Here is an 11,893-nt window from a genome sequence, read left to right as displayed (position 1 = left end):
TTTGTTCTTATAAGTGTAAAAATAATGAATTTTAGTAAGATTATCTGCCTTTTTATTTTCTTTTTTGGAGTCAGTGTTTTTGGCCAAAAGGATGGTGTAGTGGCAAAACCACTCAATCAATATCCGGCTGAATCATTGAAAACAGATGAATTTGGAAATAAATATTATTATGACGAACAGCAAAAGGTCAAGATTTATGAAATCAATGGCGAGCCTGTAGTCGTATTAGATGAATTGATTTTGGTTAATAAACCGAGATTTAATAACCAGCTGGATAGAAATTACTATTATTTTCTGAATAAAAAGCTGTACAGAGTATATCCTTTATTTGTCACGGCACTCCAGCAGTACAGAGATATTCAGAAGGATATGAACGATATGGATAGCAAGGCCAAAAGAAAGTTTGTAAGAGAAAGACAGAATATGCTTGCTGATCAGTATGAAAAACAACTGAGAGATCTTACCACTACCGAAGGGCAGGTTTTTGCAAAACTGATGAATAGGGCTACCGGAAAAAATGTATTTGAAATTATCAAAGAGCTGAGAGGAGGATGGAGCGCTTTCTGGTGGAATGTAAAAGGAAAAATGGCCGATATTGATCTGAAAGACCGCTATGATCCCCATAACAACAGAACGGATGAATTTGTAGAATCATTGCTTCAGTCCAATTGGAATTCTGGTTATCTGCAGCCTTATCCAGGAGCAAGTGATTTTAAAGTCAAGAAATAATATAAATTCCTGTAAGAACACTTACAGGAATTTTTCTTTTAATTTATTGAAGACAATTTTATCTATTGGGAGAGGAAAAGGATTGTCTGGTCTGTCGATATCAATCCATTCTGTTTTTTCAATACAGGGATCCATAATAAGGAAATCCTCTTCATTGGCAATGTCTACTATATAATATATGGTAAGAAGCTGTTCATTTTCTTTGAAACGGGAAACCAGAAAGTTTTCCTGAGTATAAAAATGTTCCAGAACATTTACCTTTACATTAAGCTCTTCATCAAACTCACGATGCAGACATTCTAATACACCTTCACCATATTCTAATCCACCACCTGGAAATTTCATTAAAGCTTCGCCGGCATATTCCTCAAATAAGGTCAGAACTTGTTTATCTTTTACCGCACATCCATACACTCTAATGTTGATCTTATCTATCATATATATAATGTATAATATTTGTATAGCTAATGTAAGGAATTTTTATGAGTCATATAAGGGTAAAAGGGCAAAATACTAAGCAAATTTCCTTGTTAATAATTTCTTCCTTTTACTATTTTACAGCTTCACGGCATTAATCATCTCTCTCTTTCCTGGAGGACCCTGTTTTTTCTCTACCTGAAAATTCAGTTCCTGAAGAATTCTTCTTACGCTGCCTTTGGAAGAGTAGGTCGTTAATAATCCGTTAATGGCCATTTTGTCAGAAACCAGTTCAAATAATGGTTTTTCCCATAGATCAGGCTGTACTCTGGCTCCGAAGCAATCGAAATAAACAAGATTGATTTTAGGCAAATCAATGTCCTTTAGGTCAAAAAAATCACATTCTATCTTGTTTAAGTTGAATCTATTAATGATTTCTACTGACTTTCCCCAATCTGCCAGATGAATTTTCTGATAAATATTTTTAAACTCAGGGTTGTCAAAAAGCTCAAAGTAAGCCAAATCCTTAACTTCAGATTCATTTATTGGATATTTTTCGAGCGAAAAATAATTAATGACATGATTTTTGTCAGTTTTTAAATATTCATTAATTGTTACTAAAACATTCAAACCTGTTCCAAAACCGAGTTCTAAAATATTAATTTCGCAATCATTCACTAGATTTAATCCGTTTTTGATAAACACATGTTCTGCTTCTTGAAGTGCTCCATGATGAGAATGGTAGTTTTCGTTTAATTCGTTGATAAACAATGTTTTACTACCGTCGTTTGTGGTCTTAATCTCTCTTTTCAAGCTATTTTTTTGTCAAATTTACTCTAAAATTTTTATATTTAGAAAATTATGTTAAATTTGTAGAACATCGTAAAAATTTTAAAAAATGATAATTCAAAAAACTGAAAACTCCAGAATTTCAACATTTGACCCTAACAATTTTTCATTTGGTGGTACTTTCATTGATCATATGATTATTTGTGAGTATGAAGATGGAAAATGGGGTGATGTAAAATTAGTTCCTTACGGTCCGATACCTTTTACACCCGCTATGATGGGAGTAAACTATGGGCAAGCTTGTTTTGAAGGTATGAAAGCCTATAAAGACAAAGACGGGCAGGTTTTACTTTTCAGACCGGAAAAGAATTTTGAACGTATCAATAAGTCAGCAAAACGTCTTGCTATGCCAGAGGTGACTGAAGAAATGTTTTTAGACGGATTAAAAGCATTAGTAGATATCGACAGAGAGTGGATTCCACAGGGGGAAGGAATGTCACTATATATCAGACCGTTGATTTTTGCTACAGAAGAAGCTTTGAAAGCTAGAGTATCTAATAAATATATGTTTGCTATCGTTGCAACACCAGCGAAGAGCTATTACTCAGAACCGGTATCAGTGAAAATCTCTGATCACTATTCAAGAGCTGCAAACGGAGGAGTAGGTTCTGCAAAAGCTGCAGGTAACTATGCTGCTTCTTTCTATCCTACACAATTGGCTATCGAAGAAGGATATGAGCAGATTATCTGGACCGATGATGCTACTCACGAATATTTCGAAGAAAGTGGTACAATGAATGTATTTGTAAGAATCAACGATACAATCTATACACCTCCAACTTCTGAAAAAATTCTTGATGGGGTAACAAGAGACAGCTTCATCCAATTGGCTAAGAAAAGAGGAATTGAAGTGAAAATAGAGCCAATCCCTGTAAAAACAGTTATTGAAGCTTTGAAGGAAGGTGCTCTTAAAGAAGTATGGGGAGTAGGTACAGCAGTAGTTACCACTCAGTTCCAGGCTTTAGGATACCAGGGTGAGAAATTGGAACTTCCAAGATTATCTGATGATGAAAGCTATGCGGCTCTCCTTAAGAAAGACTTGGTAGACCTACAAAATAACTTAACTGAAGATCCATTCGGATGGAGAGTTATCGTAGATCACGCTCTGGAAACAGTTTAATCTTAACTGAACAAATAATATACAGAAACCGGGAATTTCCCGGTTTTTTTGTATGTATGCATTCATATAAATATAAAGTGGATGAACGTCCTTTAACTATAGGATTAAATTTAACAGTCTGGTTCTATTAGTAAATAGATACGTTATTACATTCACATATTTCTTCGTCAAGTTTTGTAATTGATTCGCGAAATGTGTATTTTCGCAAAAGTTTATGAGAAAATTACTCTTCATATCAGCCATAAGCCTGTTGAGCTGCAACAGAAATGCACAGACGGCCCATCCACCTGTAGGCGGTGTTTTGAGCCAAAAAGATCTGGATGTTTCTAAAAACAGGATGAAAAATCTAAATACCATAGAAAGAGGCCAGATTCAGGATTGGATCAATGGTCAGTCTGTGAAGTATTATCCTACGCAGCTTAATTACTGGGTGACGGCAGAAGACTATGATCAGAGAGAAAGAAGAAAAGATGAATCTTTGATTTCTTACTCTTATGATCTGTACGATTTTGACCAGACTAAAATCTATGAGAAGTCTTTTGAAAGAAGAGATGCCAGATTCGGGCACTTTGATGAACTGAGAGCAGTGGAAAACGCTTTGCGTTTTATACATGATGGAGAGGAAGTGACGCTTTTGGTGCCGTCTTCTTTGGCTTACGGAACTTTCGGAGACGAAAAGAAAATAGATAACGACATACCATTAATCATAAAATTAAAAGCCCAATAATACATGAAATTGTTTAACAAGAATATAATTCTGGCAGCGGCAAGTATTTCGCTGATGAGTTGTACCCCAATTTATAAAAAAATGAACGTAGACAAAGAAACTTACGAAGGTCTTAATGACGGGCTTTATGCCAATCTTCAAACCACAAAAGGTAATTTGATTGTGAAGCTTGAAGACAAGAAAGCACCAGTAACTGTAGCCAACTTTATCGGTCTTGCAGAAGGGAAAATCGACAACAAAGCTAAGGCTAAGGGAGTTCCTTATTATGACGGAACTATTTTCCACAGAGTGATCAAAGATTTCATGATCCAAGGGGGAGACCCTAAAGGAACTGGAGCAGGTGATCCGGGATATAAATTCGAGGACGAAAGAAACGACCTTAAACACACAGGAAAAGGTATTCTTTCTATGGCGAATTCTGGACCAAATACAAACGGTTCTCAGTTCTTCATCACTGAAGTTGCGACTCCTTGGCTAGATGGAAGACACACAATCTTCGGAAAAGTAGTAAAAGGTAATGATGTAATTGATGTAATTGCTAACGTTGAAAAAGGAGCTCAGGATAAGCCTAAAACAGATATCGTTTTAGAAAAAGTTTCTGTTTTCAGTAAAGGTGACGAATATAAGCACTACGATGCAGCTAAAACTTTCAACGAAGGAAAAGCTAAAATCGCAGAAAACAATAAAGCTTTTGCTGCTAAGGAGGAAGCTGAAAAAAAGAAAAAAGAAGAAGAATTCAAAGCTAATCAGGAAAAATTGGTTGAAAACCTAAAAGCTGGTATGCAAAAAACTGAATCAGGTCTTTATTATAAAATCACAAAAACAGCTGATGGTAAAGCTCCAAAAGTTGGTGACAATGTATCTGTACACTATGCAGGTAAATTGGTAGACGGAACTGAGTTTGATTCTTCATTCAAAAGAAATGAGCCTATCGATATTCCAATTGGAATGGGAAGAGTAATCAAAGGATGGGATGAAGGTATCCTATTATTGAAAGAAGGTGAAACTGCTACGTTATTGATCCCGCCAGCAATGGCTTACGGAGAAAGAGGTGCAGGAGGAGTGATCCCGCCAAACTCTTGGTTAGTGTTCGATGTTGAGCTTGTAAAAGTAAAATAATTGAATCTTTAAAATATTCTCAAAAGCCGTCCGATAAGGACGGCTTTTTTTATTCAGTTCAAATACATTCTGTAACGATCTGCGTACATGTTACGACACATTTCAATATCTGGAAGGTTTAATGATTTTTCTGGTAAAAAGTAATCTAAAAATTTGTAACAACTATTAAATAATGAAAACTAAATCACTTCTGTTTCTGTTTGTTCTGCTGTCGTTTATGACTTTTTCTCAGACCAAAGCAAATCCTGACAATGCGGCGATAAAAAAATCACTTACTTATTTTGTAAACAGTATTAAATCTAAACAGATAGATCAAGCGGTAAGTTGTATATATCCAAAATTCTTCACCATAGTTTCAAAAGAGCAGATGACACAGATTTTGAATATGACTTACAATAATCCATTCATGAAAATTGAAGTGCAGGATTTAAAGTTTGGAAATATTGAAAATCCTGAACTCATTACGGGTGAATATTTTTCTATTACCCATTATTTTTTGAAACTGAAATGTAATATCAGTTCATTAAATGATGAGATGAAACAAAAAATGAATAGCGCTTTAACAGCTAAATATGGAGCGAATAATGTAAAATATCTAGCCAGTGAAGGTTCATATCTCATCAACGCCAATATGAAAGCCTGTGCTGTTTCAAAAGATAAAAAAAACTGGAAATTTGTTATTCTGGAAAAGGAATATAAAAAAGAACTAGTGAAAGTCTTACCGAAGAAGATTCTGGATAAATTTTAAAGGGTTAAGCAGCAAGCTTCGATTTATTTATTAAAATAATACCGTCTTGAAAAAGGCGGTTTTTTTGTTTCCTATAAATACCGTAGAAATACGGATTTCGGTAAGGGTTTAATACTTCTATCTTTATCCATCACTTATAAGAAACAAAATAGAAAATATGTTTGATCTGAATTACGACCTAATAAAAAAAGAAATTGAGTCAGAAATGTGTGAAGAACACGGTCTGCATCCGGAACTCATTAAAACAGATGAGGGCTTTGGAATAAAAGCCTGTTGTGAGCCTTTCAGAGAGAAAATGGTTGAAAAATCCGGTAAAATGATTGAAGAAGAGACAAAAACGATTCTCGATAAAATGATGAAGGATCTGTTTAAAGAATAAGTTTTTACAATGTTAAGATAACTTTGTTATCGCAGAGCTGCTCCTGATGGGGTGGCTTTTTTTGTTGTGCATTTTGAACCTTAATGAATGTCAATAAAAGTAATGAACAGTAAATTGTAAAACAAAAAAACCGCCCCAAAAGGACGGTTTTTTCAGTAAAAATTAATTGAAAGTTATATGTTCTGTTATCTTTTCTTCATACCAGTTCCAGCCAGGGAACTAATGAATACAAGGCCAAAGCCGATATAAGCGGCAAATGCCGTCAGATATATTATTAAGCTGTTTAAGCTTGGTTTTAAGGCGTATACCAAAACCGAAAATGCAGCAAAACTCATTACCAACAATAGGCTCCATATATTCAATTTTGCAGCATCTTCATTTCTCTTAAAAATCATTTCAAAAAAGGATCTCATCATTACTAACATTTTAAGGGTTATACATTAATTAAAGAATAAAGGCGCACTCATCACGGTAAAAAGAATAAATTCCTTTACTGGGCTAAGATTCACGATGACTTTGCCATTTATTTATATCGTAATACCGGGCTAAAAGTCCGGGATATTTTTGTTTTTTTGAATCAATAAAGATTCTTGGTTATTGATGATACCAGTTAGATACGGGGTGCAAAACTGCTGTGATTAACTAACGGGGGTTAGTTAATCACGAGCCCGTATCTTTTACGGCATCGTAGAAAAAAAGGATTCATATGCTAGATATGAACTTGAATCAGTGGAAAAACTGAAAATCCACAGAAAACCTTTTTTCTCATCCTTAGTGCTTTTTTAATTTTTTCTCAATATTCTAAATGCCAATATCATGCCAAAATATTACTTTCTCGATTAACACTTTGTTTTAAGAGGTTGATAAGGCTCGTGTTAGAGCGTATTTTCATCTGTTATTTCGTTAAACAAAGAAAAATTTTCTATTTTTAAGGTTTAATAATTTGAAACAAAGAAAATATTACAGTTTGATCATATTTTTATACCATTTAAAATATTTATAGAAAAGTTTTAAAAATGAATCAGGAAAATTTAAAAAATAATATTGAGTTCTGTATAGCTAACCTCTTGAATTTGGCAAAGGTTCACTGCTGGAATACAATTTCCCCTCATTTGTTTTTTATTCTATCTGATTTTAATGAATTTAAAGGATCCAATTTATCTGAGAAGATGAAATTCAGGACCAGAATAAATAATTCAAAACCACTATTGACTTTAGATTGGGCACTGGAAATTTTGTATAAAGAGTTTTATGACCTTTATGATGTCACTCTGTATATTTTTCAAGGAAATAAATATGAAACTATTGTAGAAATTCAATATTACAGGAAATCCAATTTTGATGCTGATTATTTTGCTTTAGTAAAAGATGATCCGCCCATGTTTCATTCAAAAATTGCAATGCCGGTATATGCATGGGAGGGAGGAAAGTTTGATGTCAATTGGGAATCAGGTGGAGGGATGGATCATGCATGGAAAATATTTTGGTGGCGGAATTTTTTGTATAAACGTAAAATTAAAGGAAAAAAATACAGATAACACAAATGTTGCTGCACGAATTTAAGGAATAAAAGGAGGGGAAATTCATTCATAAAAGAACACGCAGTTATCTGTGTCAATTTGTGAAATCCGTGGTTGAAAATATGGTTTTAAAATTATTATAAGTTTTGGTTGGCTGAGGCCATTCGAAAGCATCCATAAAGATAAACAGGCTAAACCCTGTTCCTATTGAATTAAATCATAGTATCAATGTTTAAAAAAGAAAACCGCCTCTAGAGGCGGTTTCATATGTATTACCAGTTTTTATCTATCATATAAATAATCTGTGTCAAAGTGGTAGCGCCCAATAAGAGCTCTCTACGATTCACCTTTTCAAAAGTATCTTCTTCCGTATGGTGGATATCGAAATAACGCTGAGAATCCGGCATCAATTCAGCTGCTGGAATTCCAATGTCGTGGAGTGGATAAAGGTCAGTTCCTGAAAATCTCTCTTCGAAATTGTAAACTCCATAAGGAAGGAATAGGTTTGACCAGCTTTTGATCTGATTTCTTTTCGCATCATCCATATCCAGGGCAATACCTCTTGGTGCAAAACCTCCGGCATCTGTTTCTATTGCGAAAAGATGTTTTTCATTTTTCTCTTTTACCGTTTTACCATATTGAATTCCACCTTTTACTCCATTTTCTTCATTCGCAAAGCAGACTACTCTGATGGTGTGATTGTTTTGCATTCCTAGTTTCTTAAAGGTTCTCAATACCTCAATGCTCTGAACAATTCCGGCTCCGTCATCATGTGCGCCTTCGCCCACATCCCAGGAATCAAGGTGTCCGCCTACAACGATTACACTTTGGTCTTTCTTGCCTGTAATTTCTCCAATAACAGAATGAGAGAGTTTTTCTCCTTTCATCCCACAGTTGGAATTGAGTTTAGCGATAATTTTCTGGCTTTTCAACAAAGCTTCCAGTTCATCTGCTGTAGTGCTTCCGATGGCCACGGCTGGTATTTTGGTTACTTTATCTTCATAACGCATTGCTCCGGTATGGGGAACATCGTCAAAAGCTGAAGATAAAGATCGGATGATCGCAAATTTACCTCCTTTTTTGGCTGTTAAAGAAGCAGCTGTAGTTCTGTATTTTGCAGCATCGCCGTATCCTTTGAATGTTTCTATGAATGACTGACTGAAAGGGTAGTTGAAGAAAACAATTTTATCTTTTACTTTTTCAGCAGGAAGCTTGTCATATTCTTCCATAGATTTTACCATGATGATTTCTCCGGAAATATCTTTTCCTCCGGTTCCTTCCGAATTTCCAAGAGAAAGCATTTTAAGGCTTTTCCATTTTCCGTTGGAAGCTTGGATGTGGAGGGATTCTTTTCCTCTTACCCAGACAGGGATCATCACTTCCTGAAGCCACACTTTATCAGCTCCGGCATCACGGAGTTTCTGTTCGGCCCATTTTACTGATTTCTCATAGGCTTCGGAGCCACTTAAACGGTGTCCGATATTTTTTGTAAGCTCTCTCAGCTCAGTATATCCTTTTCCATTGTTCAGGATCTCCGTAGAGATTTTTCTAAACTGAATAGAATCATCTTTGGATTGGGCAAAAGCGGCCATTCCAAAAAGTAATAATGAAGTTCCTAGTATCTTTTTCATGGTTACCAATTTTTATCGATCATATAAATAAGTTGTGTCATCACCGCAGAACCGAGTAACAGTTCTCTACGGTTGACTTTTTCAAAAGTGTCTTCTGCCGTATGGTGAATATCAAAATAACGCTGTGGATCAGGAACCAGCTCAGCGGTGGGAACTCCCATTTCGTGGAGGGGAGCAATATCTGATCCTGAATATTTTCCGTCAAAATTGTAAACGCCATATGGTAAAAATAGATTGACCCAGCTTTTGATCTGGTTTCTTTGAGGCTCATCCATCTCCAGGGAAATTCCTCTGGGTGAAAAACCTCCGGCATCTGTTTCTATTGCAAAAAGATGTTTTTCGTTGTTTTCTTTGGCAACTTTACCATATTGTTTTCCGCCTTTTGTCCCATTTTCTTCGTTGGCAAAACAAACGGCACGGATGGTATGGCTATTTTGTATTCCTAATTTCTTAAAAGTTCTCAGTACCTCAATACTCTGTACAATTCCTGCTCCGTCATCATGTGCCCCTTCACCAACATCCCAGGAATCCAGATGACCTCCTACGACAATTACGCTTTGGTCTTTTTTACCTGTAATTTCACCAATGACAGAGTGGGAGAGCTTTTCACCTTTCATGCCACAGTTGGAATTGAGTTTAGCGGTAACTTTTTGATTTTTCAATAATGCTTCCAGGTCATCAGCTGATGTGTTTCCGATCGTTATGGCCGGCACTTTGGGGATGTTTTCTTCATAGCGCATGTTTCCTGTATGAGGAACGTCGTCAAAAGCTGAAGATAAAGATCGGATAATGGTAAATTTTCCTCCTTTTTTAGCCGTTAAAGAAGCTGCAGTCCGTCTATAGGCTCCTGCTTCACGGTAAGAAATAAAAGTCTGTACATTTCCCTGATTAAAAGGGTAGTTGAAGAAAACAATTTTACCTTTTACTTTTTCTGGGGGAAGCTGATCATACTCTTCCAGAGATTTTACCATAATAATATCACCCGAAACGTCTTTTCCGTTGGTACCTTCAGAATTTCCAAGAGAAAGCATTGGAAGGCTTTTCCATTTTCCGTTAGAAGCTTGGATGTGGAGGGATTCTTTTCCTCTTATCCATACCGGGATCATCACCTCCTGAAGCCATACTTTATCAGCTCCGGCATCGCGAAGTTTCTGTGCAGCCCATTGTACCGATTTTTCATAGGCTTCAGATCCGCTTAAACGGTGTCCTATATTTTTGGTAAGCTCTCTCAGCTCAGCATATCCTTTACCATTGTTCAGGATTTCGGTGGAAATCCTTTTGAACTGGATAGAATCTTCTTTAGTCTGGCCAAAAGCAGCCATTCCAAAAAGCAATAATGAAGTTCCTACTATCTTTTTCATTGTTACCAGTTTTTATCAACCATAAAAATCATCTGTGTTATCGCAACTGCTCCGAGAAGAAGTTCTCTTTTATTCACTTTGTCAAAAGTATCTTGTTCGGAATGGTGATAATCAAAATATCTTTGTGTATCTACAACAAGCTCTGCTAAAGGAATATCCAGTTTTTTTAAAGGAGAAATATCCTGAATTGCTTCTGTTTGGTCGAAATCATACACCCCATAAGGAAGAAAGTATTCTTTCCATGGATAAACCAGCCTTCTTCTTTGAGGTGACATATCCAAAGAAAATCCTCGTGGAGAATATCCTCCAGCGTCTGTTCCTAAGGCAAATATGTGCTTTTCATCTTTCTTTTTTACATAAGCAGCGTACATCTCACGGCCTTGTCCTCCGTTTTCGCTATTTGCGTACAAGACTACCCGGATGGTGTGGTTGTTTTCGTATCCAAGCGCCTTCAGTGTTCTTAAAACTTCGATACACTGCACAACTCCTGTTCCGTCATCAATTGCACCTTCACCAAAATCCCACGAATCAAGCTGAGCGCCTAAAACAATTACTTTAGAATCTTTTTTGCCCTGAATTTCAGCAATGATATTTGGATTCGTCGTGTCTCCTTTTGATTCAGCAGTCATGTTGATTTTGGCAGTAACTTTTTGTTTTTTTACTATTTTTTCCAACTCATCTGCGGATCTTACTCCGATGGATAAAGCCGGAATCTTTATTTTATCCTCTGGCTCATAATAAATCATTTTAGCATGGGGAGTATCGTCATTAGCTGTTGTTAATGATCTTATAATTAATGCTTTTGCACCTGTTTTAGCAATGATGGAAGCGGAAACTAATTTTGATTTTGCCGTCAGTAAATAGGAATCACTTGTATTAATGATTTTCGGATCCATTGGAAGATTCACGAAAACTATTTTATCTTTTAGCTGGCCTATCGACATTGCATTAAGCTCTGAAGTGGAATTGATTAAAACAATTTCACCTACCAGATCTTTTCCGCCTGTTCCTTCAGAATTTCCAAAAGAAAGCATTCTGATATTTTTCCAATCTCCGTTTCCTGCTTTTATCTGTAAAGATTCTTTTCCTCTGGTCCAGACAGGGGCTTTGGCCTCTTGTCTCCAGATCATCTCAATACCAATTTCTTTGAACTTTTTTTCTGCCCATTCTACTGCTTTTGCATAGCCGGAAGTGGCACTGAAACGAGGACCGATACCTTTGGTGAGTTCTCCGAGATTATTATAGGCAGTACCATTGGTCATAATTTCATCTGAAATCTTTCTAAATTCATCA

Annotated in this window: 13 protein-coding genes; 7 read left to right on the top strand and 6 right to left on the bottom strand. The window is 36.0% G+C overall.

Annotated features, from left to right (window positions below; all coding sequences use genetic code 11):
• The first annotated feature begins 24 nt into the window (after positions 1-24).
• Positions 25-729: a DUF4294 domain-containing protein gene (locus tag LF886_RS14930; protein ID WP_124531038.1), complete on the top strand. Its 705-nt coding sequence runs from the start codon at positions 25-27 to the stop codon at positions 727-729.
• Between the two features lie 21 nt (positions 730-750).
• Here LF886_RS14930 and LF886_RS14925 read toward each other — a convergent pair whose 3' ends face one another.
• Both LF886_RS14925 and mnmD read right to left on the bottom strand, forming a co-directional pair.
• Positions 751-1,167, bottom strand: a complete 417-nt coding sequence (locus LF886_RS14925; protein WP_236850264.1) for an NUDIX hydrolase — start codon at positions 1,165-1,167, stop codon at positions 751-753.
• A 117-nt stretch (positions 1,168-1,284) separates the two neighbouring features.
• On the bottom strand, positions 1,285-1,959 hold the full coding sequence (gene mnmD, locus LF886_RS14920) for a tRNA (5-methylaminomethyl-2-thiouridine)(34)-methyltransferase MnmD (protein ID WP_236850263.1): 675 nt from the start codon (positions 1,957-1,959) through the stop codon (positions 1,285-1,287).
• A gap of 85 nt (positions 1,960-2,044) precedes the next feature.
• Between mnmD and LF886_RS14915 the strand changes: the two genes are divergently transcribed.
• The 5 genes from LF886_RS14915 to LF886_RS14895 all read left to right on the top strand — a co-directional run bounded on the left by LF886_RS14915 (position 2,045) and on the right by LF886_RS14895 (position 6,088).
• Positions 2,045-3,115, top strand: a complete 1,071-nt coding sequence (locus tag LF886_RS14915; protein WP_236850262.1) for a branched-chain amino acid aminotransferase — start codon at positions 2,045-2,047, stop codon at positions 3,113-3,115.
• A 214-nt stretch (positions 3,116-3,329) separates the two neighbouring features.
• A complete protein-coding gene (locus LF886_RS14910; RefSeq protein WP_236850261.1) occupies positions 3,330-3,842 on the top strand; it encodes an FKBP-type peptidyl-prolyl cis-trans isomerase in 513 nt (170 codons plus the stop codon).
• A gap of 81 nt (positions 3,843-3,923) precedes the next feature.
• The gene (locus tag LF886_RS14905; protein WP_228410045.1) at positions 3,924-4,961 is read left to right on the top strand and encodes a peptidylprolyl isomerase; all 1,038 of its coding nucleotides are present in this window, start codon (positions 3,924-3,926) and stop codon (positions 4,959-4,961) included.
• 172 nt (positions 4,962-5,133) lie between these two features.
• Complete coding sequence (locus LF886_RS14900; RefSeq protein WP_236850260.1) at positions 5,134-5,709, top strand: hypothetical protein; 576 nt, start codon at positions 5,134-5,136, stop codon at positions 5,707-5,709.
• A gap of 157 nt (positions 5,710-5,866) precedes the next feature.
• A complete protein-coding gene (locus tag LF886_RS14895; protein WP_236850259.1) occupies positions 5,867-6,088 on the top strand; it encodes a hypothetical protein in 222 nt (73 codons plus the stop codon).
• A 185-nt stretch (positions 6,089-6,273) separates the two neighbouring features.
• Here LF886_RS14895 and LF886_RS14890 read toward each other — a convergent pair whose 3' ends face one another.
• The gene (locus LF886_RS14890; protein WP_103233717.1) at positions 6,274-6,504 is read right to left on the bottom strand and encodes a hypothetical protein; all 231 of its coding nucleotides are present in this window, start codon (positions 6,502-6,504) and stop codon (positions 6,274-6,276) included.
• Positions 6,505-7,257: 753 nt separating this feature from the next.
• Between LF886_RS14890 and LF886_RS14885 the strand changes: the two genes are divergently transcribed.
• The gene (locus tag LF886_RS14885; protein WP_236850258.1) at positions 7,258-7,626 is read left to right on the top strand and encodes a hypothetical protein; all 369 of its coding nucleotides are present in this window, start codon (positions 7,258-7,260) and stop codon (positions 7,624-7,626) included.
• A gap of 254 nt (positions 7,627-7,880) precedes the next feature.
• Here the strand turns inward: LF886_RS14885 and LF886_RS14880 are convergent, their stop codons facing one another.
• Genes LF886_RS14880 through LF886_RS14870 form a run of 3 tightly spaced genes read right to left on the bottom strand, consistent with a single transcriptional unit; the run spans position 7,881 to position 11,862 of the window.
• Positions 7,881-9,239 carry a M20/M25/M40 family metallo-hydrolase gene (locus LF886_RS14880; RefSeq protein WP_236850257.1) on the bottom strand — a complete coding sequence of 453 codons (1,359 nt, stop codon included), beginning with the start codon at positions 9,237-9,239 and terminating at the stop codon, positions 7,881-7,883.
• A 2-nt stretch (positions 9,240-9,241) separates the two neighbouring features.
• Positions 9,242-10,600 carry a M28 family peptidase gene (locus LF886_RS14875; RefSeq protein ID WP_236850256.1) on the bottom strand — a complete coding sequence of 453 codons (1,359 nt, stop codon included), beginning with the start codon at positions 10,598-10,600 and terminating at the stop codon, positions 9,242-9,244.
• Positions 10,601-10,602: 2 nt separating this feature from the next.
• Entirely contained in the window at positions 10,603-11,862 is a 1,260-nt protein-coding gene (locus LF886_RS14870; RefSeq protein WP_236850255.1) for a M28 family peptidase, read from the bottom strand.
• Positions 11,863-11,893: the final 31 nt, after the last annotated feature.

It is taken from the genome of Chryseobacterium sp. MEBOG07 (assembly GCF_021869745.1).
GTDB lineage: Bacteria > Bacteroidota > Bacteroidia > Flavobacteriales > Weeksellaceae > Chryseobacterium > Chryseobacterium viscerum.
The sequence above is the reverse complement of the archived record's forward strand: the minus strand, read 5'-3'. Positions and strand labels throughout refer to the sequence as shown.